Origin of the sequence: Pseudoalteromonas espejiana DSM 9414 (assembly GCF_002221525.1) — a bacterium.
Classification (GTDB): Bacteria; Pseudomonadota; Gammaproteobacteria; order Enterobacterales; family Alteromonadaceae; genus Pseudoalteromonas; species Pseudoalteromonas espejiana.
Genome location: NZ_CP011029.1, coordinates 221,215 through 246,263, shown reverse-complemented (window position 1 = coordinate 246,263; position 25,049 = coordinate 221,215). Strand labels below are relative to the sequence as shown.

The following is a 25,049-nucleotide window of genomic DNA, read 5'->3' as shown; positions in this document are numbered from 1 at the left end:
ATGTATAACCTTTTAAACAGGCTGCCATACATACTTTTATGCCTTTTGCTTTTTAAAAGCACAAGCGCATTAGCCGTGCAAAAAGAATACGTTCTTAAAGCTGGTTTTTTATATAATTTTGCGCGCTTTGGCCAATGGCAAATCCCAGCTGACACAACCGCCCCTTTTGCTATTTGCAGCCCTGATAAACAATTTATTGATATAGCTAATGCAGCCCTTGAAGGCAGAAAGGTGCATACTCGCCAGCTTATTAACAAGCATATAGAGCTAAATACACAAACGACTAGTAACTGCGATATTGTTTTTATAACTGATAACACCTACACAGCCTGGCAGTCTCTTAAAGTACATAACGTAAATAATGTAATGCTGGTCGGTGAAACCGATGGATTTATTGAACAAGGTGGTCAAATTCGGTTTTTTCTTTCAAGCGGTAAAATTCGTTTTGAGGTTGCCCCTTCCAAACTCAAAGAAGCTGGGATCACAATGAGCTCCAAGGTACTGCGCCTTGCGCGCGTGGTTGAGGGCTAGACAATGAAAAATATTTTCTCTATAAACTCTATGAGTAAAAAGTTACTACTTATTTTAATGAGTGTCGCCCTTATTTCTACCGCCACAGTGACAGCTGTATTTAGCGCCTATGAGCTTAAAAGCGCTCAAGAAGAGCAAACAGAAAGTCTACAGTCACTGTCTCAAATGCTGGCACCTAATATAAGCACGGCTTTAGTATTTGATGATACAGCCGCTATTAAAGAATTAATTACGCCTATTTTAATGCGATCAGATATTGTATCAGTTCACGTTATTAATAATTTAGGCATGCAACTCGCTCGAGCAGATTCTTTAAAATACAATCAAAATGAGCAAAATATCCATACCCTAGAGGTTGTAACCCAGCTTGTTATTGAAGGACAAAGCTACGGTAAGCTTATTGTGCGAGCAGATGATAGCGATTTAAACGATAGAGCTACATTTTATGGAAAATTTATTATTTTGCTGATGGGCTTTACCTTTATTGTAAGCTTGCTGGTATCGCTTATGCTAAGAAAGCGCTTTTTAAATCCTATTTTGTATTTAGCCCAAACGGCAGAAAAAATTACCTCATCTAACGATTATAGTTTACGTGCAAAAGAGCTCTCTCAAGATGAAGTAGGTAAGCTAACCAGCTGCTTTAACACCATGTTGCACACCATAGAACAGCGCGATAACTCATTAGAAAACCAAGTAAAGTTACGCACCCAAGAGCTCGAAAGTGCTAACAGCCAATTACACCAGTACGCCTATCAAGATGGTTTAACTGACCTGCCTAATAGGCGCTATTTTTACGAGCGCCTACAAGCGCTAGTGAGCAAACCAAATCAAAAGTTTACGCTTATATTTATTGATTTAGACGGCTTTAAAGAGGTTAACGATAGCTTAGGGCATGACTTTGGTGATTTACTGCTTCACGAAGTCGCGATTAGGTTACAAAAATGTATTAGCCAATACGATACAGTTGCACGTTTAGGTGGCGATGAGTTTACGCTTATTTTAGAAAATACAGATAACCCAACTGAAGTCATCAAAACCGTTGAAAGCGTTATGGACAACTTAACCAAACCAATCACCATAAAAAATGAAAGAGTAAATGTAACGGCCAGTATTGGCATTACATTTTATCCAAATAACGGTACAACGGTAGAGTCTCTTATTAAACGCGCAGACCAAGCAATGTATTTATCCAAAAATAAAGGGCGAAATCGTTACGAATTTTTCTCTTACGAAATGGAAGAGCTTGCTATTGAAAAGCGCCGCTTAATAGAGGAAATACGAACTGCGTTAGCAAAAAATCAATTTGAACTTTACTATCAGCCAATTTGCGAATCGGATACTAACCACGTACAAAAGGCAGAAGCGCTTATTCGTTGGAACCACCCGCAAAGAGGGTTAGTGGGGCCGGCAGAGTTTATTGATTTAGCCGAAAAAAATGGCTTAATTGTAGGAATTGGTCAATGGGTTAAATCGCAAGCTGTGCGTGATGCCGTTGAGTTTAATAACAAAAGCAAAACGCCTTTTCAAATTAGTGTAAATACATCTCCTCTTGAAATTGATGATGGCGGAAAGTGGGTTGATCAATGGATTGAAGCCAGTAAACGCTATAATTTACCTGCGCATGCCATTTTAATTGAAGTTACTGAAAATAGTTTAATGGCACCCGATAGCGCTATACAGTTCCACCTTAAACGCCTAGATAGCATTAACGTAGACATTGCAATTGATGACTTTGGTGTTGGCTATTCTTCACTTGCTTATTTACAGCAATTAGATATTGATATACTCAAAATTGATCAGTCTTTTATACAAAATCTAGAAAAACACAGTAACAGCATTACGCTCATAAAGGCCATTATCACTATGGCGCATAATTTAGATGTTAAGGTTGTAGCTGAAGGCGTAGAAACACAAGCACAATATAACCAACTTAAGCACTTAGGGTGTGATTATATTCAGGGCTACTTAATTGCAAGGCCTATGTCTAAAGACAAGTTTATTGATACCTATTTAGAGTCAAAAATAGGTATCAATTAAAGTTATAACCAACGCGGAACATTGCGTTTGTATTTAAAATAATCATTATTGAAACGCTCTGCTAGGTGAGTTTCTTCTACAGTTATTTGTCTGTAGAGTGCGTACAAGCCAATTAGTAAACACACCAAACTAAATACACAAGGTAGCGCTAAGAAAAACCCTATCTGAGCTGCTGCTACGCCTACATACATAGGATTACGAGAGTAGCTATAAAGCCCTGTGGTTTTAAGTTGCTCAGGCCCGTTTGGATCAATACCTGAGCGCCACAAAGAAGCCATATTAAAGTGAACTAACATGCTTAATGCAAACCCAGCAGTAAGTAAAATATTACCAAACATAACACCAGGCCAGCCATTAAACGCTGTAAACATACCTAAATAATTGTCAGCTGAGGGCACAAAAACGCGTACCACACACACTAACCAAATAGCAGCCCTAAAAAATTTAAACGCAGCGTGGTTCCACCAACTTGTACAGTACTTCTCGCCCGGAAAAATAACCCCACTAGGTGTAGTACGGTTTTTATAAATTATTCTAAACGTATAAAAACCTGCTACAAATGTATAAAAAAGCGCTAAATACACGCGCGTAAATTCGATTAGCGGCGCAGAATCATCAATCAACAGCTGGTAATTCATTAAACTGGTTCTTCAATCCTTTTCATAATGCTTTCATCTTAATAGCCATGCAGTGTATTAACAAGCTAAGTGTTTAAATGCCAATAAAATACATAAGCAAAGCAATAGCTATTAATCTTAAAAATACTCAGCCTTTAAAAACTATAATTTAAGCCGGCATAGTAGCGCCTACCTGAATAGCTTGAACTTAGTAAGCGGGCGTCGGTGTCATCACCTAAGCGAGTAATAGTTTCTGATTTAGTTAAATTAATAACCGCTGCGGTTAAACTTAAGCTCTGTGAAATATTAATGGCTGCATTTACATCTACTTGCTCGTACGGGTCTTGATATACATTTAAACCACTATTTATACCGAGTACGGTTTCGCCGCGTTTATTATATGAGGCGCGTACATTAAAATACTCTCCTTCATAATAAACCGATGTATTGTATTGATATTTAGCACTACCAATAAGCGCTGATTGACCAAACTCTTCGCCATTTACGCTTACATCTGCTTTGTTTGTTTTGTTGTAGGTGTAATTTGCGTAAAAGCCAAAACCGCCTTCAAATGCATGCTGAATAAACACCTCAGCCCCTTTTGATACTGCATCGGTGCCATTACCTACTGTGCTATATGGGGCCACAGTTATTGCGCCACTCTCTACAATATTGGCTTTACCAGCAAAGTCTTGCTGCATATCAATAACCAAGGGAACTACAAAGTTATCAACCTTTTTATGAAAAAGCGCCAAACCAAGAGCTGAGCCCTGTGCGTAATAGTATTCAATAGACAAATCGCTTTGTACTGACTCAAATGGTTTTAAGTTTTTATTACCGCCACTACCACTAAAGCCAGGTAGCTCATTAAATGCAGCTCTATCATCTGCCCATTCATCTGATACAAACGTAATGCGTTGCTGCGCACCTAAGTCGCTGTAATCTGGGCGCGACATTACTTTTGCAATGGCACCACGAATAACTAAATCATCAGTGGCATCCCACGCTATATTAAAACTTGGCAGTATTTGTGTATCCGTGTTTTTCTGAGTAACTAATTGATAGTCTTCTACAAACCGAGTATCACCCGTTACAGGCTCGCCGGTTTCATCATCTGTGTGGTCAAGCTGATAGGTATATAAATCAGTTGATGAGGTAAATGTTTTAGTACGCACTACACGTACCCCTAAATTACCGCGTACATCGGTAAACTCAAAGTCACCTTGAATATAAAATGCGGATATTTTTTCTTCTATGTCGTAAAAAAAGTTATCTTCTATGCGTGTATATGGGTTGTAATTAGCGGTTACTAAATCGCGATATGTATCCCAATCAATACTTGGCATTTGGTTAATATCAAAGCCGCCCACTATATTTGTTTGATTAGTAAATACATCTTGAGCCAGTGGCATGCCATCATTCCATTGGTAACTATCAAATTGCGTTATACCTTGGGCACTTGCTTCACCTGCAGCAATATCAAAGTTGGGATCTAAAAAAAAAGTATTGCCAGTTTCTCGGTGTAATGTGGCATGTCGGTATTTGGCACCGGTTTTTATGGTTTTTAAAAAGCCCCAATCAACATAAAAATCAACATCGGCTTGGTAGTAATCTTCTTCAAGCTCACTGCGTACAAAGCTTGAATTTGAAGAGCCCGCATCGCGCCCGCCTCCAATGCCATTTTGTAAGTTAGCTAGCGTATTAGGATCAATACTCAGCGCTACGCTATCTTGATTTAACGACCACGCCGCTGTTTGTGAGGCATTTTGTATGGTGGCTGCATTTTCGCCAGCGTTAGAACTTTTATATGCCGCTTCCCAGCTTTCTTCAGGGCCGCCTTCAGATTGTGTATTACCTATTACAAAGCGAGCTTTAAAGTTATCGCCTTCGTAGGTTAAATTAAAATCAAACGTGTCTGAGGTAGACTCTTCGCGTACGTAGCTTCCACGCATCCACGGAAACTGCATATCGTTTTCAATGCCACTTGCCGTTGCATCATATTGCATACCCGTTGCAATAGTGCCTGTTTGATCAAGTGTAACGGCGGTTAAAAAATCAGGATTGAGCGACCACTCAGGTATATCAATTACAGACTCCGTTCTGTCTTGCCCGAGCGTAAACCCAAAGTAGTTAAAGCCAAGCTCTAAGTTGTTAGTTGGTCGCCACTGCGTACTAAATTGAATACCTTCGCGTTCACGTTTTTCGTTCAGCACGGAACCTCGCACTACTTGCGGAAACCACACGCCTTGGTAATCATTTGCGTTGGTGTCGGTTATTGTGTCCCAGCCGTTATTGTTATCAACAGCGTTACCCTTTGTATCAACGGGTTGCCCACCGCCTGTGTATCGCCACACATTGGCATCTGTTCCACCAGTTAAAGTGCGGTTAGTACGCTCTTGGTAGGTATACCCCACCAATACACCAAAGGTTTCGTCGTCGTTTTTCCACGAATATAACCCAGTAAATTGTGGCTCGTACTCTTTTGTAACATCGGCGTAAGTGCTTTCTACATTCAATACACCAGAGTTGGCATCCATACTCAGTGGTTTTCGGCTATGCATAAGCACTGTACCGCCCACACCACCTTCATCTAATCGTGCCTCGGGAGATTTATAAACTTCAACACTTTCAATCATCGCAGAAGGCAGTAAAGTGTAGTCAAATGAGCGTAAAGGCTCACCCGGTGAAGACGCTATAAAGTTGCCATTTAACTGCGTAAATGTAAGCTCAGATGATAAACCACGAATACTTACCGACGCACCTTCGCCGCCATCGCGCTCAATAACCACACCAGGGACGCGTTGTAGCGAATCAGCTACATTTTTATCCGGAAACTTACCAATATCTTCTGCTGTAATTGCATCAACCACCGAGCCAGACATACGTTTAACGTCTAAGTTTTCGGCCATGCTTGAACGTATGCCGCGAACCTCAATCACTTCCATATTTTTTTTGAGTTGGTCTTTTGCGCTTTGCTTAACGGCATCTTCTGCAACGCTTACTTGGCTCACTGCAACAAACGATAAGCAAAACATAGATTTATAAAGCTTAGATAACGAAGGGGAGTATGGGCGATTTGTCATGTATACAGCTATTCCATTTAAATTGCTTTAGCTAAGCAAATAAGTGATTCCGTTAACGTAATGAGCTACGTATTGGTAAATTGCGGCAAAGTTTACATAGCTAAACTTAATCTATTGTTAACGCATGCCTAAATTTAAGTGAACTGCTAATAGTCATGACTAATCAAAGTAAAAAACAATAAAAACAATAAAAACAACGCACAAAAAAACCGCTTATGCGGCTTTTTAAAACATTTATATAAATAACAACGAGTAATAAGCGCTGCTAATTAGTTGTTTGAGTTTAATTGGCTAGTAAATTGCCCAACAGCATTTACTACTTTTTGCGCGCCATCTTGGATCTCAGCCATTACTTCGCCCGATTCTTTTGATAACGCAAGGCCTTGTTCGGCTTTTTCTTTACCTTGCTCTATTACTGCCACGGTACTTTGGGTTTGGGTTTGGTTTCGTTGTACCACCCCTACTATTTCTTCTGTTGCTTTAGAAGTACGTGATGCTAAATGCCTTACTTCGTCAGCTACTACCGCAAAACCTCGCCCTTGCTCTCCAGCCCTCGCCGCCTCAATAGCCGCATTGAGTGCAAGTAAGTTTGTTTGCTCGGCAATACTGCTAATACTTTGAACTATGCTCGATATTTGCTGCGACTGTTGATCTAGTGCCGAAATTTCATTAGCCGCCTGCTCCATATTTACTGCAAGCTCATTCATTACCGACACTGTTTCTTGTAATACGCTAGCGCCTCGCTCTGCCGTTTTATCGGTTTCTGTAGAAGTCCCATAGGCAATTTCGGCAGCTTCAGAAATAGCCATTTCTCGATTTACTTGCTCTGTAATAACCGTTGCAAATTTCATTACTTTATATAATTGGTCTGCATCATTAGAAATAGGATTGTACGAAGCTTCAAGCCAAATAACATTGCCATGTTTATCAATACGTTTAAACCTGTTAGCAATAAATTGGCCTTGTCTGAGTTTGTTCCAAAATTGCTGATACTCCGGTGAGTTAGCCTCTTCGTTTTCACAAAAAACGCGGTGGTGTTGGCCAATAATTTCTGACTCACTGTAGCCCATAGCAGATAAAAATTGATCATTGGCTTTTAATACATGCCCTTCTAAATCAAATTCAATTACAGCCATAGAGCGATAAATAGCTTTAATAGTATCGCTTTGCTCACGCGATGTAGTAATTGTTTTTGTAAGCACAGTGCCAAATATCGAAAAATACAGCAGTTGATTTTGCTCACCAACCACAGGGTGAACTATTAGCCTTAGCCACTCTACATCACCATCTTGACGCGTAAATTGTATTGCGCCGCTCCAGTGACCTTCTTTTTTTAAAGCTTGCTCAAGTTTTGAGTATTCTGACGACTGACGCGATTGATCAGATATGAAATCACTTAGTGGATTATTGGTTAAAGTGTCTTCATCGTAGCCTAACGACTCTAAAAAATGATCATTAGCATGCGAAATTCGTCCATCATACAGTACGTTAAGTACCAGCATTTCTTTATAAAGCCCTTCCCACACTTGCTCTAAAGGGTACAGTTGAGCTTTTAAAGCGGCTATTTCGTCTTGTTTACCTTTTGAGAAAAACATTAATATCCCTACCAAAAAACACTAAAAAATTACTCCCAGTATAGGAGGTATTGAACATAACGCGATAAATAATAAGCACTTTAGTAATAATTATTGCAAAGTATAATGCGCAGTTTCTATTTGTATGTTTTTCAGTCTACGTTATCAACTAACTTTATGTATTTTTGCGCTAATTGATCAAGTGATTCCCTGTGGCGTGGGTCGGGCTTTATACAATTTATGGGGCAAACAATGACACATGTTGGGTTATCGTAATGCCCAACACATTCGGTGCATTTATCGGGGTCTATTTGGTAAATTTTTTTACCCATAAAAATAGCGCTATTAGGGCATTCATCTACACATGCATCGCAGTTAATGCATTTGTTATTAATAAGTAGTGCCATACTCCCCCCCTTCACTCACTCGCAGCTTTTTGATAAGGGTTACGGGTATCTTGGTGCTCATTCAAATTACGCATTAGTATTGCATGCTCTAAATTAATGCTCTCATCTAATCGAATTTTTACAATATGCCCAGAGCCTCTTGCATCGGTAATACTTTCGCCCTTATTGTTTTGCATGTATCCAAGCTTAAAAGTCATGTTTCCCTGCGGTGTCATCAGTTCAAGTGAATGGCCTGTGCAAAATTTATTTTTAACGTCTATATTTACTAACCCATTTTCATCTGTGCCTAACACTTCACCTACAAATTGCTGCTTTGTAGATACCGAGTGACCATATTCGTAGTTTTGATATTCGTTATGGGCGTGGCGTTTTAAAAAACCTTCGGTGTAGCCTCTATGCGCCAAGTTTTCGAGGGTTTTAAATAAGTTAGTATCGAATGGCTTACCTGCGGCGGCATCATCTATTGCTTTGCGATACACTTGCGCGGTGCGTGCTACATAATAAAAAGATTTAATTCGTCCTTCTATTTTTAAACTATGTACGCCCATGTTTGTTAGCTGCTCAACATATTGTACGGCGCGTAAGTCTTTTGAATTCATAATATAAGTGCCGTGTTCATCCTCAAACGCTGGCATAAATTCACCTGGGCGTCCTTGTTCCTCTAACATAAATACATCGTTACTTGGCGCGCCTTCACCAAGGGTAGGAATAACCTGCTTAGGATCAAATTTATGCACCATTTCACCCGTTTCGTTTTCACGCCCTGGTTTTACATCGTAATTCCAACGGCATGCATTGGTACACGTTCCTTGGTTTGGGTCGCGCTTGTTTATATATCCCGATAATAAACAGCGACCAGAGTACGCCATACATAAAGCCCCATGCACAAACACCTCAAGCTCAGTATTTGGGCAAAGCGTGCGTATTTCTTTAATTTCTTCAAGTGACAACTCGCGCGATAAAATAACCCGCTCAATGCCTTGTTTTGCCCAAAACAATACACTTGCGTAGTTCACCGCGTTAGCTTGCACCGATAAGTGAATAGGCATCGTTGGCCATTTTTCACGTACCAGCATGATTAATCCAGGATCTGACATAATCAAAGCATCGGGCTGCATTGCAATAACCGGTGCTATGTCCTCTAAATACGATTTAACCTTAGCGTTATGCGGGGCAATATTAGAGACCACATAAAACTTTTTATTTTGCGCATGCGCTTCTTTAATACCTATTTGTAATGTATCTAGGTCAAATTCATTATTGCGCACACGCAAGCTATAACGCGGTTGCCCTGCATAAACCGCATCGGCGCCATAAGCAAAGGCATAGCGCATATTTTTTAAACTACCTGCCGGGCATAACAATTCAGGCTTAACATTAGGTGAGGTAATAACAGTCATAGCAGCTCCACACTTAACCCCACAAAAGCAAAGTTAATGTATTAAATTTAAGGAAAATCAACAAAACAAGGCAGTATAGAGGCCATAAAAACTTTACTTTTGATCAAGATCACAAAACTGCAACCAAACTGGTTTTTAATAAAATTAGGCTTTTTCAATTAAAGCGCGTATAATTCGCGCCCGTTAATATTCATACTTTTAATTAAAATTATTGGAGCATAAAGATGGCTTTAGAGCGTACTTTTTCAATCGTAAAACCTGATGCAGTAGCTAAAAACCACATTGGCGCTATCTACAACCGTTTCGAAACTGCTGGCCTTAAAATCGTTGCAGCTAAAATGGTTCACCTTTCACAAGAGAAAGCTGAAGGTTTCTACGCTGAGCACAGCGAACGTCCTTTCTTCGGTGCTTTAGTATCTTTCATGACGTCTGGCCCAGTAATGGTTACCGTTCTTGAAGGCGAAAACGCTGTTCTTAAAAACCGTGAAATCATGGGTGCTACTAACCCTGCTGAAGCACTAGCTGGCACTTTACGTGCAGACTACGCTGATAGCATCGACGAAAACGCTGTTCACGGTTCTGACGCTGTTGAATCTGCTGCTCGCGAAATCGCGTACTTCTTCGCTGACGAAGAGCTTTGCCCACGTACTCGTTAATTCGAGTTTTACAGTTAAAGCTGTAATGCAAAGTAAGAAAAGGGCTTTCGGGCCCTTTTTTAGTCATTACGTAAAGTATTCGTAAGTACATTTTTGATGTTTTACTTAATGATTAAACTGAGTGAATTGTGTACAATTCGTCCTCGTAAATTTTTATCTCCACCGTCACCGATTGAGGTTGTTTCATGACCGAGCAAAAAAAGATTAATTTATTAGATTTAAACCGAGATGCAATGCGCGAGCTATTTGTATCGTTCGGTGAAAAGCCATTTCGTGGCGACCAGGTGATGAAATGGATTTATCATTTTGGCGTAGATAACTTTGACGATATGAGCAACGTTAATAAAAAGCTAAAAGAAAAGCTTAAAAACGAATGCGAAATTGTTGCACCCGAAATCTCAGTACGCCAACAAGCAAGCGACGGCACAATTAAGTACGCATTAGTACTTGATGGCGGCCAAGAAGTAGAAGCTGTTTGGATCCCAGAAAAAGACCGTGCAACATTATGTGTATCTTCACAAGTTGGTTGTGCGCTTGAATGTACTTTTTGTTCTACTGCGCAGCAAGGTTTTAACCGTAACTTAAAAGTGTCTGAAATTATTGGCCAAGTTTGGCGCGTTGCAAAAGACATTGGTCTTGATGGCAACAGCGAAAAACGCCCAGTAACTAACGTCGTAATGATGGGTATGGGCGAGCCACTACTTAACGTTAAAAACGTAGTACCAGCCATGGAATTAATGATGGACGACTGGGGCTTTGGTTTATCTAAACGCCGCGTAACATTAAGTACGTCGGGTGTTGTACCTGCGCTTGATTTGTTAAAAGAAAAAATTGACGTAGCGCTTGCTATTTCTCTCCATGCGCCAGATAACGCACTGCGTGATGTTTTAGTACCTATTAACAAAAAGTACCCTATTGAAGAGTTTTTAGCTGCGTGTCGTCGTTATATTGATGGCTCTAAAGCAAATAAAGACGTAACAATTGAATACGTAATGCTAAATGGCGTAAACGACAGCACCGACCAAGCACATGAGCTTGTTAAAACGCTTAAAGGCACACCTTCTAAGGTAAACCTTATTCCGTTTAACCCATTCCCGGGCAACGAATATACACGCTCTAGTAACAGCCGTATTGACCGTTTTTCTAAGGTATTACAAGCCGCTGGCGTTACCTGTATTGTTCGTCGTACTCGAGGCGATGATATTGACGCAGCCTGTGGTCAATTAGCCGGCGATGTTGTTGACCGTACTAAGCGTATGGCGAAAAAGAAAATGCGCGACGATAACGCAATTAGCGTAAATATCCAACAGGCATAATGTGTAATCACCCTGCGTAAATAGCTTATGCAGGGTGGTTAAGTTGTTTATTTTTAAATAAATGATGCAACACTAAGGGTTTTAGGTAAGATAGACGCTATGGATAGAAAAACAGAGACAAGGTAATGCGATCTTTACTTGCTTTAACGCTTTCATCACTTGCTTTAACAGGCTGTGTAACAGAAAGTAGTTATAACGGCAGTGACAAACCCGTCATCGAAAACAAAATCAATAATGAAAGCGCAGCACGCACACGTATTGCCCTTGCTTTACAGTACCTAGATACGGGTAATAACTCTCAAGCTAAATATAATTTAGAACGAGCTATTGAGTTTGCACCTATGCTACCGGAAGTCCATTACTCGCTTGCTTATTATTACCAACAAGTAGGTGAAAACGAGCGCGCCGATAAAGCCTATCAAAAAGCCCTTGAAATAAAGCCAGATGATCCAAATACGCTCAATAACTACGGCGTGTTTTTATGTGGTATTAAAGAGTACGACCGTGCTACCGATCAGTTTTTAAAAGCAATTGAAATCCCAAGTTATATTCGTGTTGCCGAAAGCTACGAAAACCTTGCGTTATGTGCCATTGAATTTAACGACTTTGAAAATGCCGAAAGCTACTTTAAACAAGCAATTAATCACAGCTCGCAGCGCTCATCTACACTGATTAGTTTAGCGGCCTTATTTTACGCAAAAAGTGATTTACACAAAGCCGGTGAAGTACTAAAACGCCACGACGACATAGGCCGCGTATCGGCTCGCGCACTATTATTAAGTTATTTAATTAAACAGCGTATGGGCAGAATAGAAGAAGCTGAAAAAATAGCCGCTACTATAATGCAAACTTACCCTACGAGTAAGCAAGCCTATGCAATTCGCGATAACCGTACAAAACAAACAGAGTTTGAAATACTGCGCGAAAAATACCGTAAAGCCCAATTAGAAGAGTTACAAGAGCAATACGGAGAAGAGCAAGTTAAGGTTGAACAGCCAAAAATTAAAATAGTGCGTAAAAAGCGCCCTACAGCTTCAACAAGTTTAGTTACTCCAACAGCTAAAACACCAAGCCCAGTTTTAAATGAAACCGCAAAAGCTAAGTTAAATTTAGCAGCAACAACTAAGCTCGTTACTACACCCGTAACTAAAAAAAATGTTGCCGATAAAACACCAGTGCAACCTCAAAAGAATGCCCCAGCAAGCGTAGCTACAGTGGCAACTGTTAAAAATGATGAACCCGAAGCAGCTAATATAACAGCAACACATGTTCAGCCAAGCCAAGCTAAAACAAACACAGCTGCAAAACCTGCTGAAAACCTAAGCGCTAAAACCGATACTGCAGCGGTACTTACAGCGTTAACTACTGCGCATCAAAGCAAGCCAGCACCCGAAGCTAAGCCTCAGCAGCAGGTTGCTAAAAAGCCAGCGGTTCAAACAAATGATGAAGTAAAAATTATTTCGTTTGGCGCACCTAAACAAGCTAATTTTAATGCGCCGCAAGGCACGCAAGCGTCTGCAAGTAAACCGCAAAATAATGGCCCAAATAACAACGTTGTGTTTTACGAAGCAACAAAAAATGCTGATGTATTTGCACAAAACAATACAGATACCAACGCTGTAAAATTTAAAAGCTACCAAACTAGTGCAAAAACCGAGCTTCCTATGCTCAACCCTAAAGTATCGCCTTTGCAGGTGCCGTTTCATATTATTGAATTTGGCGAAAACCTATTTAGCATTTCGGTGCGATACAATGTTAAACTACAAAAACTCCTCCAGTGGAATGGTCTAAAGGAGTCGGATCGTGTTATCAACGGAAGTAAAATTTATTTAAACGATCCTAATATTTATTACGAAATTAAAGCTGGCGATACCCTTTACGACATAGCTACCCAGCGGCATGTATTAATCGATGAATTAATGCGATGGAATAAATTAAGCCCAGATATAGCACTTACACCTGGGCATAGACTATTACTAGTGGATCCAAATTCGTACCTATTATGACAGAAGAAACTACGCAACAACAAAGCGACGAGCCGAGCGTTGGGCAATTATTAAAAGCGCACAGAGAGCAAGCAAATGTGAGCCTAGAATCACTTACAGGCCCGCTCAAGCTTTCGGTTTCGCAGCTACAGCGCCTTGAAAGCGATGAATACAAAAGCCTAGGCCCTATTACCTTTGTTAAAGGGTATATTAAAAACTACTGCCGAGAACTAAAAGTAGATAGCGCGCCTATTTTAGCTAAATTACCAGCGCCGCCGGAGCCAACAAAACCTGCAAACATGCAAAGCTTTTCGCGCCGTACAGAAAAAGAAGCCCACGACAGCCGCTTAATGTTGGTGAGCTACATTATTTTAGCCATTGTTATTGGGTCATCGGCCTTATGGTTTTGGCAAAATGCGACCCCTATTGATGAGCAAACAAGTACTATCAATATTGAAAACTCAATTTTAGATAGCCAGCAAAAAGGTAACGAGTTAAACAACGCTAATACAGCGCAGCCAAGGCAAGACATAATTGAGCCAAGCCGCCCGGTTGTATCTACACCTATAACCGAAGAGCAAGTTAGCTTAGACGAAGTTGCAAATGTAACAGCCCCTGTTGCATCAAGCATTCAACAAGCTGCTAGCAATACCGATGAGCAAAACGATAACACCAGCACCATAGATATGGCTTTTAACGACGAAAGTTGGGTAGAAATACATGATGGCGAAGGTGAGCGCATTGCTTTTGGCGTAAAAAAAGCCGGATATAAAATGACAGTGAGCGGTGTAGCTCCTTTTTCGGTTGTGCTGGGTAAGCACGACGTAGTAAGTATTTCCCTAAACGGTGAGTCTGTAGATATTTCAGCTTTTCCAAAAAATCGTTTAGCCAAATTTAAATTACCATTAGCAGAGTAGTCGCTATGTTTTCAGAATCTCCAATTAAACGCAGAAAATCAACCCGTATAAATGTAGGTAACGTGCCTATTGGCGACGGCGCCCCTATTGCCGTGCAGTCGATGACCAACACCGACACTATGGACGTTGATGCAACCGTTGCACAAATTCAAGCTATTCAAGATGCCGGTGCCGACATAGTGCGTGTATCTGTACCCACTATGGATGCTGCTGAAGCGTTTAAAAGCATAAAAGAGCAAGTAAGTATTCCGCTTGTAGCCGATATTCACTTTGATTACCGCATAGCCTTAAAAGTGGCAAAATATGGCGTAGATTGTTTACGCATAAACCCAGGTAATATAGGCAGCGAAGAGCGTATTAGAGCCGTTGTTGACTCAGCACGCGAGCATAACATTCCAATTCGTATTGGTGTAAACGGTGGCTCGTTAGAGCGCGACTTACAAGAAAAATACGGCGAGCCAACACCTGAGGCATTACTCGAATCGGCTATGCGCCATGTAGATATATTACGCCGCCTTGATTTTGATCAGTTTAAAATATCGGTAAAAGCGTCAGACGTATTTTTAGCGGTAGGCGCGTATCGTTTACTTGCTAAAGAAATAGATCAACCCCTGCACTTAGGGATCACTGAAGCTGGCGGCATGCGCTCTGGCTCGGTAAAATCGGCTGTTGGCTTAGGTATGCTACTTGCCGAAGGTATTGGCGACACGCTACGCGTATCGCTTGCTGCCGATCCAGTTCAAGAAATCAAAGTAGGCTTTGATATTTTAAAATCACTGCGTATACGCTCACGTGGTATTAACTTTATTGCCTGCCCTAGCTGCTCACGTCAAGAGTTTGATGTAGTGAGCACCATGAACCAATTAGAAGAACGTCTAGAAGATGTTATTGAGCCTGTATCGGTATCGGTAATCGGCTGCGTAGTAAACGGCCCAGGCGAAGCCCTTGTGAGTGATATTGGCCTTGCCGGTGCAAACCGTCGCTCAGGTTTATATATTAATGGCGAACGCCAAAAAGCACGGATAGATAACAACAACATTGTTGATCAGCTTGAAGGCTACGTGCGCGACTTTATTGCTCAAAAAGAGCAGCAAACACCTATCGACGTTAAAATAGTCGAATAAATACCGTATAAAGCGTCAAACCACGGTGTTTGGCGTTTACCTTTATAGCTAAAACGCTATAATGTCAGGTCAATTTTTAGCATTCTTGTTGTGTAAGCATTTTTTTATTACACATAAACAGTATTTAGGATTTATCAGTGGCAAAACAAATTCAGGCAGTTCGCGGTATGAACGATTGTCTGCCGGGCGACACGCAAGTTTGGCAGAAAGTAGAAAACATTTTACGCGAGACAGTAGCTTCGTTCGGTTATCAAGAAATTCGTTTTCCTATTGTAGAATCAACCGATTTATTTAAACGCTCTATTGGTGAAGTTACCGATATAGTAGAAAAAGAAATGTACACCTTTGCCGATCGCAATGGCGATTTGCTAACACTTCGCCCAGAGGGCACCGCAGTGTGTGTGCGTGCAGGTAACCAAAATGGTTTACTGTACAACCAAGAGCAACGCCTTTGGTACATGGGTCCAATGTTTCGTCATGAACGTCCGCAAAAAGGTCGCTACCGTCAGTTTCACCAATTTGGTTTAGAAACATTTGGTATTGCCACAGCCGACATAGACGCAGAAGTTATTTTATTAACAGCGCAATTATGGAAAGCGTTTGGCATTAGCGAGCACGTACGTTTAGAGCTTAACTCGTTAGGGTCTAACGAAGCGCGCGCCGATTACCGCGATGCACTTGTAGCCTACCTTGAACAACATACCGACGTACTCGACGAAGACTCAAAACGCCGTATGTATTCAAACCCATTACGTGTACTTGATAGCAAAAATTCAGACGTGCAAGCGATCTTAGTGGATGCCCCTAAATTGTCTGAGCATTTAGATGCTGAATCAAAAGAACATTTTGCAAATTTATGTGAACGTTTAGACGCAGCTGGCGTCATATACACGGTTAATGAAAAGTTAGTACGTGGCCTTGACTACTACAACCGCACTGTATTTGAGTGGGTAACCGACAGCTTAGGCGCACAAGGTACTGTGTGTGCTGGCGGACGCTACGATGGCTTAGTTGAGCAACTTGGCGGTAAAGCAACACCTGCAGTTGGTTTTGCTATGGGCCTAGAGCGCTTAGTATTGTTACTACAAGCACTTGAGTGCGTGGGTGACATTCGCCGTAACGCTGATGTATATTTAGCGGCAATGGGCGACAAAGCAAGCGTACAAGCACCTGCCATTGCAGCGCAACTGCGCAGCGACGTACCAGGCTTACGCGTTATGGTACATGCTGGCGGCGGTAACTTTAAAAAACAATTAAAACGTGCTGATAAAAGCGATGCACTTGTTGCCGTAATTATTGGCGAAGATGAATTAGAAAAAGGCGTTGTGACCATCAAATATTTACGCGAGCGTAAAGAGCAAGTCACACTAGAATTAGAACAAGCTAAAGCGCTATTAGCTGAGCTTATAAATAGCTAAGCTAACTTAAGAGGTAACAATGGACATTTATTCAACAGAAGAACAACAAGCAGAAGCCATTAAACGCTTTTTTCGCGAAAACGGTATTTCACTTGCGCTAGGTGTAATTGTAGGTTTAGGCGGCTTATACGGTTGGAAAGCTTATAACCAAAACCAAATTACGACTGCTGAGCAAGCATCTGACGAATATACAACACTTGTACAAAGTGACGACGTACTTGGCTCTGCAGATACATTTATTAAAAATAATCAAGATACAAGCTACGCAACGCTTGCTGCATTTGTTGCGGCAAAAGACGCTGTTGATGAAAAAAAGCTAGACCTAGCTAGCGAAAAACTAAGCTGGATTGTATCAAATGCACAAAGCGAAGAGCTTAAAGCCATTGCGATTACTCGTTTAGCACGTATTCAACTTGCACAAAGCAAGTACGATGAAGCACTTACAACGTTAAACTCGCCACTACCAGAGGCATACAGCGCCAACGTAGCAGAACTTAAAGGCGATATTTACATTGCGCAAGGTAATAAGGACCAAGCTCGCACTGCATACCAAGCAGCGGCTGATGCAGGTGGTTTAAACACTAACCCTTTATTACAAATTAAGTTAGATGACCTAGCAGTAACTAGCCCAGCGGCATAAGGTTTTAGGTATGAAAAAAATAACAACAGCAACCCTTGCTTTATGTATGGCAACGCTAATGGGTTGTTCATCAAGTGATGATGAAGACGAGTTAGTACTTCCTGAAATTGTTAATCAGTTTGAAACAGACGTAGTGTGGCAAGAGTCGGTAGGCAATGGTGTAGAACATTATTTTTCTCGTTTATCGCCTGCTATATACAAAGACACTATTTATGTTGCAAGCCGTGAAGGTCAAGTAGAAGCGCTTTCGCTTACTAACGGCGATACATTATGGGAAACCGATGTACGTGAAGACCTATCGTTTTGGCCATGGTCTGATAACGGCACAGCAAAATTATCAGGTGGTATTTTACAAGCTTATGGTAAAATCTACGTAGGCTCTGAGCACGGTTTTATTATTGCCCTAGACCGCGAAACGGGTGAAGAAGTATGGCGTAAAAATGTACCTGGCGAAGCACTGTCTAAACCAGCTGCAGGCGATGGCCTAATTTTTGTAAACTTAGGCTCTGGTAAATTATTAGCGCTTCACCCAGATACAGGCGAAGAGCGTTGGAACTTTGAACAAGAAGTGCCACCGCTTACTTTACGCGGCCAAAGCTCACCAACGGTTGCAAATGGTGGTGTGTTAGTAGGTTTAGAAACAGGTAAATTAAGTGTACTTATTTCTGAAAGCGGCTACTCAGCATGGAGTGCAGAAATTGCCGTAGCTAAAGGCGCATCAGAATTTGAACGTTTAGTTGATGTAGATACACAGCCAATTATTAGCGGCCCTTATGCTTATGCAATTGCCTACAACGGCAACCTAGCAGCGGTAGATATTCGCTCAGGCAACGTAGTATGGAAGCGTGAATACAGCAGCTACCGCGAAATTGCGATGGATGCACAAACTATTTACCTAGTAGATAGCGATGGCGTAATTTACGCATTAGATAAAAATTCAGGTATTGAACGTTGGAGCCAACCCGCTCTACGTGGTTGGTACCTTACAGGCCCTGCAGTTGCAGGTAGCCACTTAGCTTTAGGTGACCAAGAAGGTAACCTACATTGGCTTAACAAAGAAACTGGCGAGTTAGTAGCGCGTGAAGACTTTGACAGCTCAGGCTTTTTTGTTGAGCCCGTTGTTGCCGACGACAAGCTAATTTTATACACCCGTGATGGTGAAGTTAGCGCGGTTAAAATACCGAACTAACTAGCTAACACTTAAAGGTTTTTTGTAAGGCTTCGCACTGCGAAGCCTTTTGTTGTTTTTTAAAGAGGTAGTTTATGCTTCCCGTGATCGCTCTAGTTGGGCGACCCAATGTGGGCAAATCCACATTATTTAACCGTTTAACACGTACTCGTGATGCACTCGTAGCCGATTTTCCAGGTTTAACACGAGATAGAAAATATGGCCAAGCTAATTACGATGGCTATGAATTTATCGTGGTAGACACGGGTGGTATTGATGGCTCTGAAGAAGGCATCGAAACCGAAATGGCCGACCAGTCGTTACTCGCCATTGAAGAAGCCGATATTGTATTATTTTTGGTTGATGCCCGCGTAGGTATGACCGTAGCCGACCAAGCCATTGCTAATCACTTGCGCAAGCAAGAGAAAAAGTGCTTTGTGGTTGCTAATAAAACAGACGGCATTGACGCCGACTCAAACTGTGCTGAATTTTACCAATTATCATTAGGTGAAATACATCACATTGCAGCTGCACATGGCCGTGGTATTACATTACTACTTGAGCACACGTTACAACCTGTGATTGCAGAACTTGCCGCACTAGATGAAGACGTTGCCGATGATGACGAAGAGCTAATTGACCTTTATCAAGAAGCCGAAGGTGACGATACAGACCATCAAGCATTTGCAGATAAACCTGTAAAACTGGCGATTATCGGCCGTCCTAACGTAGGTAAGTCTACACTTACAAACCGCATACTCGGTGAAGAACGTGTAATTGTATACGATATGCCAGGCACAACCCGCGACTCTATTTATATTCCGATGACCCGTAACGACAAAGAATATATTTTGATAGATACCGCAGGTGTTCGTAAGCGTAAAAAAGTAAGCGACGTAGTTGAGAAATTCTCAGTAATTAAAACACTTCAAGCAATTGAAGATGCAAACGTTGTTCTACTTGTTGTTGATGCTCGCGATGGTATTTCTGATCAAGACTTAAGCTTATTAGGTTTTGCGCTTAACTCAGGTCGTTCATTGGTTATTGCCGTGAACAAATGGGATGGGCTTGATGATTACGTTAAAGATCGTATTAAAACAGAGCTTGATCGCCGTTTAGGCTTTATTGACTTTGCACGCTTGCACTTTATATCTGCACTTCATGGTACAGGTGTTGGCCACTTATTTGAATCGGTTGATGAAGCGTACGAGTCAGCAACTAAGCGTATTAGCACCGCAATGCTTCGCCGTATTATGGACATGGCACAGGCCGATCACCAGCCGCCACTTGTTCGTGGTCGTCGTGTTAAGCTTAAATACGCGCATGCCGGTGGTTATAACCCGCCACGTATTGTAATTCACGGTAACCAAGTTCATGATTTACCAGATAGCTACAAACGCTACCTTATGAACTACTACCGTAAAGCACTTAAAATTATGGGTACCCCAATCAAAATTGAATTTAGAGAAGGTGATAACCCATTTGCAGGGCGTACTAACAAAGTAACGCTTTCGCAAAAACGTAAAATACGTGCCTTTGCAAAAGAAAACCGTAATAAATAAACTGCATAAGCGTTAATTTATTACAAAAAAACGGCGTACTTTTTAGTACGCCGTTTTTTATTGAAGATTAAGTAATGCCAATTGCACCAACCGTTCAACTGTCGTGGCTTGGGTATTTTTAGGCGCTTTGGGGTAATATTTTGATTTTGGTGGCTTAATAGTTATAAACCCATGGTTAGTTGCCATTTCGTGGGCTAACAACTTTCTCTCTTTGGGTGTTAAATGGTTTTCGTGTATTTTTGCTAGCTCACCACTATCAAGCCATATTCCTGCACAACCTGGGCATTCGTCTATTTCAACCACTTTGAGCGGTGAAAAATACCGGCGCATCATCACTATGCTTGGGCACTTTGGGCAATTTACTCGCGATGATACATCGCCCTCACCTTCAATGTAATTGCTCAAATACTTAAGTAATACCTGACCGTGCTTTAACTCTGGCGAGCTAAACTTAAAAATTTGGCTGTTATCAAAAAATACGCCGCCTTGCTCTGACGTAAAAACAGTAATGCCGCCAACAAGTAAAGGTTCAAGTGGCGTATTACTACGAGGACAATACATTTAAAATTCCTTTTTATTTTTATGCTTTTATTATTTATTCAAGTGCTTTATGAATAAGGCCAACTAAAGGTGCGGGCAATGTAATATTACCTGCAAGTACAAACTCATGCGCGTCATCTGACATTTTTTGCCATGTACGGCGAATAATCCCAATCCATTTCTCTTCATTATAATCTGGCTTTGCATTAGCAAACCCGAGCATGTAATGCTCAATAAATACAAGGCTTGCTATATCTTCTACTAATTGGCTGTCGGGGTTACGTTTAATATTTTTTTTAGCGACTGCATCGTACACTCTGTTTTGCTCAGCATCGCTGTACCCAGCTTGTTGCATAAGCGCTACAACACTACTTGCATGAAATATATAAAGTGCACTGCGCCATTGATGATAGCCTTGCTTGTTCATTTCAAAGTCACTACGCGGCGACTTCCAGCGTTGTATATGCTGCCCACGCACTGCAATTTGCATAAGCTCATCTGCACCTGGGTTAAAACGGCTAAGCATGTCGCTCATACGAGTAGCATAGAGGCTTTCTTTGGGCACGCTTTGCCCATTAAATTGCTCAGTATTTGGATCTTGGTTGTTAGCTTCATCAATTAAGGCGATTACTTTATTAAACATGACGGTCATTTTTTATAATAAGTTTTAATCATTCTAAACGCTGATAAAACAATAAACTAGTGCGCCACTCAGTTACGCAGTGAAATTTGTTCAACCAAAATATAAAACCAATAACTATGAGCTGTAAAAGTAAGCGCATTGATTAAATTAACTTGGTACTATATTGAGCACAAATTAAAATAAAAAAGCGCGACTAACTCGCCAATAACGGATAACTATGTTTAAAAAACGTATTTTAGCTATTTGCTTAGCTGCCACCTCTCTACCAAGCCTTGCCGACAGTAACGGCGATTTAAAAACCATTATTGATAGCCACTGGCAAAACGCCAAAGCTGAAAAAATATTTTTTCGAACCGATCCAGACGGTTGGAAACCAAATGGCACATTACCAAATTGGAGCGAGCAAGCCATTGCAAAGCGCCAAGCTTATAACAACAGCGTACTAAAAAGCTTAGCCAACATTGACCCAAAAACGCTCAACAACGAGCAGCTAATGAACTATCGCTTATTTAAATATGAGCGAGAAACCGAGCAGCAAAGCTACCTTTATCAAGATAAGTATTTTCCGATTAATTTTTTAAGTGGCTGGCATACTTATTTTGCTGAAGCACCCGCTAATATGGCTTTTTTAACAGCTGATGATTACGACGCATTTTTAATAAGCCTTGCCGACTACCCGCGCTTTAATCAGCAAAATATTGATTTAATGAAAGAAGGTATAAAAACAGGCTTTACTCATTACTGCAAAACCTTTGAAAATTACAGCCAAAGCATTAGTGCGCATATAGTTAAAAACCCCGAAAACAGCGCCCTTTACGAGCCCTTTACGCGTATACCTAATACCTTTAGTACAGCGCAAAAAGCAAGCTTAAAACAAAAAGCCCAAGCTGTAATTGAAGACAAAGTAATTCCGGCTTATCAGCATTTATACGACTTTTTTAAAGATGACTATATGCCACATTGTAGAGCACAGCCGGGCATTGCAAGCGTTAAAGGCGGGCTTGATTACTACAAATACACCGTTAATTACTACACCACAACAAACGCCACACCTAAACAAATACACGAACTAGGTCTTATAGAAGTTGCGCGTATTAAAGCGCAAATGCAAAGCATTATTGATGAAGTAGAATTTGATGGCACCTATAGCGAGTTTTTAGAATTTTTAGCAACCGATGAGCAGTTTTACGCAAAAGACGCGCAAGACCTGCTAGAAAAAACCGCTTTTATAACGCAAAAAATGTATGGCAAACTCCCCACTTACTTTGGCCATTTACCGCGTAATACCTTTACTATTAAAGGTTCAGCGAGTCGTGGGGCGTTTTATATGCCACCGGCCGATAACCGCTCTCCTGGCACTTACTTTTTAGCCTCAACACCTAAACTGCAGCCTTTATATAATTTAGAAGCACTTAGCTTACACGAAGCCATACCTGGGCATCATTTACAAAATGCCATTGCTATGGAGTTAAATGTACCCGAATTTAGACGCACACTTAGCCACTCTGCTTTTGGCGAGGGTTGGGCCCTGTATACAGAACACTTAGGTAAAGAAGCGGGCTTTTATCAAAGCCCGTACAGCGATTTTGGCCGTTTAGGATACGAAATGTGGCGCGCAGTGCGTTTAGTAGTTGATACCGGCATTCATGCCTTTGGTTGGAGCCGCCAAAAAGCAATTGATTACCTAGCCAGTCACACGGCATTGCCACAAAGCGCCGTAGAAGATCAGATAGATCGTTATATTTCATGGCCAGGCCAAGCGCTCTCGTACAAAATGGGGGAGCTAAAAATACGAGAACTACGTGCAAAAGCCGAAAAAGAACTCGGCCCACAATTTGACATACGCAGCTTTCACGACACAGTTATAGGCCAAGGTTCGCTCCCTATGGCAGTACTTGAAGACGTAATAAACGATTGGATAGCAAAACAAAAATCGGCTATTTAACATTAAAGGAGGCGGTATTATTTACCGCCTTTTTTTAAACCCTTATTAAACGCCTTTTTTTAAACCCTTTTTAAACCCTTTTTAAACGCCTCAAAACTAATCCCTACCAGCTTTTGCTTCGTAAAGTTAATGATTATAAAAACCAGAGCATAAGTATGAGCAAACGCATTTTATATTGGCTACAAAACGATTTACGCCTAACCGATAACCCAATTTTTAGTGGCCTAGCGTTGCAGCAATGTGCGCTTGATATTGTATTTGTTATAAACCCGCACTGGTTTAAAAATAATAACTACCAACAAAAACCCTACGGCATACATAAGCAGCAGTTTTTAATGCAAAGCTTGTACGAGCTACAACAAGCACTTATTGAGCGCGGGCAAACCCTGCATGTGCTTGAAGGCGAACCCGTATCGCTTTTAAAAGCGTGTATAAATGAGCAAAATATTGATGAAGTGGTATACAGTGAGCAATTTGGCCTGTACGAGCAACGCCAAATAAACTTACTCAAAGCACATTGCCCAAATACACAATTTACAGGAACTCAGCAAGACACGCTCTATAAACAAAGCGACCTCCCCTTTGATTTAAGCGAATTACCTAAACACTTTACCCCGTTTCGTAAAAAGGTAGAGGCCGCCAATAGCCCCATTACACCTTCTACTTTGCCAAACGGTTTGCTCCCTCAACCAATAACCTTATGCGCCAAAAAACCTATAGAACGTGTAACAAATAAAGGCGCAATGCATGGCGGGCTTAACAGCGCGCAAACACATTTAAAGCAGTATTTTGCAGGTGTAATGCCAAGCACTTATAAAACGACTCGCAACGAACTTGATGGCTTTAACAACACCACCAAATTTAGTACTTGGCTTGCCTTTGGCTGTATAAGTGCAAAACAAGTTTACAAAGCAGTGGAAGATTACGAGCAAAGCAACACGGCAAACGAGTCTACTTACTGGATTAAATTTGAATTGCTATGGCGAGAGTATTTTAAATGGCACGCACTTAAAGCGGGTAACAGTTTGTTTAGCTTTAAAGGTCAAAAACAAACTAAACCACTCACTACTTTTATACCAACACGTTTTGCAGCCTGGTGTAATGGCACAACACCTTACCCACTTGTAAATGCCATTATGAAAGAGCTAAACACCACGGGTTACATTTCAAACCGTGCAAGGCAAATTGCAGCAAGCTGTTTAGTGAACGAGCTTGGCCTTGATTGGCGATACGGTGCAGCCTACTTTGAACAACAACTTATTGATTATGATGTAGCAGCAAACTGGGGTAACTGGCAGTACATAGCCGGTGTAGGGGTAGATCCGCGTGGGGGTCGCCACTTTAATATACAAAAGCAAACCGCGCAGTTTGACCCAAATGGCACTTATACCAAAAAGTGGCATGGGCACAGTAATAAAACAGAGCAGCTTGATCACCTAAACGAGGTAGATTGGCCTTTTTAATCCAATCTACCTCCAGCAGGTTA

General features: G+C 41.2%; 20 protein-coding genes. 13 read left to right on the top strand and 7 right to left on the bottom strand.

The annotated features are described in order from the left end of the window. Positions 1–531: a YfiR family protein gene (locus PESP_RS17965; RefSeq protein WP_089349396.1), complete on the top strand. Its 531-nt coding sequence runs from the start codon at positions 1–3 to the stop codon at positions 529–531. A 3-nt stretch (positions 532–534) separates the two neighbouring features. Continuing rightward, entirely contained in the window at positions 535–2,568 is a 2,034-nt protein-coding gene (locus PESP_RS17960; protein WP_089349395.1) for a bifunctional diguanylate cyclase/phosphodiesterase, read from the top strand. 2 nt (positions 2,569–2,570) lie between these two features. On the opposite strand, the gene PESP_RS17955 is transcribed toward PESP_RS17960, so the two are convergent. From PESP_RS17955 to trhP, 5 genes are all read right to left on the bottom strand, one after another. Continuing rightward, positions 2,571–3,206: a methyltransferase family protein gene (locus PESP_RS17955; protein WP_089349394.1), complete on the bottom strand. Its 636-nt coding sequence runs from the start codon at positions 3,204–3,206 to the stop codon at positions 2,571–2,573. Between the two features lie 134 nt (positions 3,207–3,340). Beyond that, entirely contained in the window at positions 3,341–6,268 is a 2,928-nt protein-coding gene (locus PESP_RS17950; protein WP_089349393.1) for a TonB-dependent receptor, read from the bottom strand. 269 nt (positions 6,269–6,537) lie between these two features. After that, positions 6,538–7,863 (bottom strand): methyl-accepting chemotaxis protein, encoded by a 1,326-nt coding sequence (locus tag PESP_RS17945; RefSeq protein WP_089349392.1) that lies wholly within the window; start codon positions 7,861–7,863, stop codon positions 6,538–6,540. A gap of 131 nt (positions 7,864–7,994) precedes the next feature. Next, positions 7,995–8,249, bottom strand: a complete 255-nt coding sequence (locus tag PESP_RS17940; protein ID WP_089349391.1) for a YfhL family 4Fe-4S dicluster ferredoxin — start codon at positions 8,247–8,249, stop codon at positions 7,995–7,997. Between the two features lie 11 nt (positions 8,250–8,260). Next, positions 8,261–9,649 (bottom strand): prephenate-dependent tRNA uridine(34) hydroxylase TrhP, encoded by a 1,389-nt coding sequence (trhP, locus tag PESP_RS17935; protein ID WP_089349390.1) that lies wholly within the window; start codon positions 9,647–9,649, stop codon positions 8,261–8,263. Positions 9,650–9,873: 224 nt separating this feature from the next. Between trhP and ndk the strand changes: the two genes are divergently transcribed. The 9 genes from ndk to der all read left to right on the top strand — a co-directional run bounded on the left by ndk (position 9,874) and on the right by der (position 20,435). Next, a complete protein-coding gene (ndk, locus tag PESP_RS17930; RefSeq protein ID WP_008111339.1) occupies positions 9,874–10,305 on the top strand; it encodes a nucleoside-diphosphate kinase in 432 nt (143 codons plus the stop codon). A gap of 185 nt (positions 10,306–10,490) precedes the next feature. Continuing rightward, positions 10,491–11,621 (top strand): dual-specificity RNA methyltransferase RlmN, encoded by a 1,131-nt coding sequence (rlmN, locus tag PESP_RS17925; RefSeq protein WP_089349389.1) that lies wholly within the window; start codon positions 10,491–10,493, stop codon positions 11,619–11,621. Between the two features lie 125 nt (positions 11,622–11,746). Further along, complete coding sequence (gene pilW, locus PESP_RS17920; RefSeq protein ID WP_089349388.1) at positions 11,747–13,627, top strand: type IV pilus biogenesis/stability protein PilW; 1,881 nt, start codon at positions 11,747–11,749, stop codon at positions 13,625–13,627. Next, entirely contained in the window at positions 13,624–14,523 is a 900-nt protein-coding gene (locus PESP_RS17915) for a RodZ domain-containing protein (protein ID WP_089349387.1), read from the top strand. Before pilW ends, PESP_RS17915 begins: the two co-directional genes overlap by 4 nt. A gap of 5 nt (positions 14,524–14,528) precedes the next feature. Continuing rightward, positions 14,529–15,647 (top strand): flavodoxin-dependent (E)-4-hydroxy-3-methylbut-2-enyl-diphosphate synthase, encoded by a 1,119-nt coding sequence (gene ispG / locus PESP_RS17910; protein ID WP_089349386.1) that lies wholly within the window; start codon positions 14,529–14,531, stop codon positions 15,645–15,647. A 137-nt stretch (positions 15,648–15,784) separates the two neighbouring features. Beyond that, positions 15,785–17,065: a histidine--tRNA ligase gene (gene hisS, locus PESP_RS17905; protein ID WP_089349385.1), complete on the top strand. Its 1,281-nt coding sequence runs from the start codon at positions 15,785–15,787 to the stop codon at positions 17,063–17,065. A 19-nt stretch (positions 17,066–17,084) separates the two neighbouring features. Continuing rightward, positions 17,085–17,705 (top strand): YfgM family protein, encoded by a 621-nt coding sequence (locus tag PESP_RS17900; RefSeq protein ID WP_089349384.1) that lies wholly within the window; start codon positions 17,085–17,087, stop codon positions 17,703–17,705. A 10-nt stretch (positions 17,706–17,715) separates the two neighbouring features. Beyond that, positions 17,716–18,894 (top strand): outer membrane protein assembly factor BamB, encoded by a 1,179-nt coding sequence (gene bamB / locus PESP_RS17895; protein WP_089349383.1) that lies wholly within the window; start codon positions 17,716–17,718, stop codon positions 18,892–18,894. Positions 18,895–18,968: 74 nt separating this feature from the next. Then, on the top strand, positions 18,969–20,435 hold the full coding sequence (gene der / locus PESP_RS17890; protein ID WP_089349382.1) for a ribosome biogenesis GTPase Der: 1,467 nt from the start codon (positions 18,969–18,971) through the stop codon (positions 20,433–20,435). 57 nt (positions 20,436–20,492) lie between these two features. Here the strand turns inward: der and PESP_RS17885 are convergent, their stop codons facing one another. Continuing rightward, positions 20,493–20,996: a TFIIB-type zinc ribbon-containing protein gene (locus PESP_RS17885; protein WP_089349381.1), complete on the bottom strand. Its 504-nt coding sequence runs from the start codon at positions 20,994–20,996 to the stop codon at positions 20,493–20,495. A gap of 34 nt (positions 20,997–21,030) precedes the next feature. Beyond that, positions 21,031–21,618 (bottom strand): DUF4202 domain-containing protein, encoded by a 588-nt coding sequence (locus PESP_RS17880; protein ID WP_089349829.1) that lies wholly within the window; start codon positions 21,616–21,618, stop codon positions 21,031–21,033. A gap of 217 nt (positions 21,619–21,835) precedes the next feature. On the opposite strand from PESP_RS17880, the gene PESP_RS17875 reads away from it, so the two are divergent. Together PESP_RS17875 and PESP_RS17870 are read left to right on the top strand one after the other, a co-directional pair. Further along, positions 21,836–23,563: a DUF885 domain-containing protein gene (locus PESP_RS17875; RefSeq protein ID WP_089349380.1), complete on the top strand. Its 1,728-nt coding sequence runs from the start codon at positions 21,836–21,838 to the stop codon at positions 23,561–23,563. Positions 23,564–23,718: 155 nt separating this feature from the next. Beyond that, the gene (locus PESP_RS17870; RefSeq protein ID WP_089349379.1) at positions 23,719–25,026 is read left to right on the top strand and encodes a DASH family cryptochrome; all 1,308 of its coding nucleotides are present in this window, start codon (positions 23,719–23,721) and stop codon (positions 25,024–25,026) included. Positions 25,027–25,049 lie beyond the last annotated feature (23 nt).

What these genes read in the sequence shown, in the direction of transcription:
- PESP_RS17955 (WP_089349394.1), bottom strand. Translation starts at nt 3,206, where the DNA reads ATGAATTACCAGCTGTTGATTGATGATTCTGCGCCGCTAATCGAATTT.
- rlmN (WP_089349389.1), top strand. Translation starts at nt 10,491, where the DNA reads ATGACCGAGCAAAAAAAGATTAATTTATTAGATTTAAACCGAGATGCA.
- PESP_RS17900 (WP_089349384.1), top strand. Translation starts at nt 17,085, where the DNA reads ATGGACATTTATTCAACAGAAGAACAACAAGCAGAAGCCATTAAACGC.
- bamB (WP_089349383.1), top strand. Translation starts at nt 17,716, where the DNA reads ATGAAAAAAATAACAACAGCAACCCTTGCTTTATGTATGGCAACGCTA.
- PESP_RS17915 (WP_089349387.1), top strand. Translation starts at nt 13,624, where the DNA reads ATGACAGAAGAAACTACGCAACAACAAAGCGACGAGCCGAGCGTTGGG.
- PESP_RS17870 (WP_089349379.1), top strand. Translation starts at nt 23,719, where the DNA reads ATGAGCAAACGCATTTTATATTGGCTACAAAACGATTTACGCCTAACC.
- PESP_RS17960 (WP_089349395.1), top strand. Translation starts at nt 535, where the DNA reads ATGAAAAATATTTTCTCTATAAACTCTATGAGTAAAAAGTTACTACTT.
- ispG (WP_089349386.1), top strand. Translation starts at nt 14,529, where the DNA reads ATGTTTTCAGAATCTCCAATTAAACGCAGAAAATCAACCCGTATAAAT.
- PESP_RS17945 (WP_089349392.1), bottom strand. Translation starts at nt 7,863, where the DNA reads ATGTTTTTCTCAAAAGGTAAACAAGACGAAATAGCCGCTTTAAAAGCT.
- ndk (WP_008111339.1), top strand. Translation starts at nt 9,874, where the DNA reads ATGGCTTTAGAGCGTACTTTTTCAATCGTAAAACCTGATGCAGTAGCT.
- der (WP_089349382.1), top strand. Translation starts at nt 18,969, where the DNA reads ATGCTTCCCGTGATCGCTCTAGTTGGGCGACCCAATGTGGGCAAATCC.
- PESP_RS17950 (WP_089349393.1), bottom strand. Translation starts at nt 6,268, where the DNA reads ATGACAAATCGCCCATACTCCCCTTCGTTATCTAAGCTTTATAAATCT.
- trhP (WP_089349390.1), bottom strand. Translation starts at nt 9,649, where the DNA reads ATGACTGTTATTACCTCACCTAATGTTAAGCCTGAATTGTTATGCCCG.
- PESP_RS17875 (WP_089349380.1), top strand. Translation starts at nt 21,836, where the DNA reads ATGTTTAAAAAACGTATTTTAGCTATTTGCTTAGCTGCCACCTCTCTA.
- PESP_RS17940 (WP_089349391.1), bottom strand. Translation starts at nt 8,249, where the DNA reads ATGGCACTACTTATTAATAACAAATGCATTAACTGCGATGCATGTGTA.
- PESP_RS17885 (WP_089349381.1), bottom strand. Translation starts at nt 20,996, where the DNA reads ATGTATTGTCCTCGTAGTAATACGCCACTTGAACCTTTACTTGTTGGC.
- PESP_RS17880 (WP_089349829.1), bottom strand. Translation starts at nt 21,618, where the DNA reads ATGTTTAATAAAGTAATCGCCTTAATTGATGAAGCTAACAACCAAGAT.
- pilW (WP_089349388.1), top strand. Translation starts at nt 11,747, where the DNA reads ATGCGATCTTTACTTGCTTTAACGCTTTCATCACTTGCTTTAACAGGC.
- PESP_RS17965 (WP_089349396.1), top strand. Translation starts at nt 1, where the DNA reads ATGTATAACCTTTTAAACAGGCTGCCATACATACTTTTATGCCTTTTG.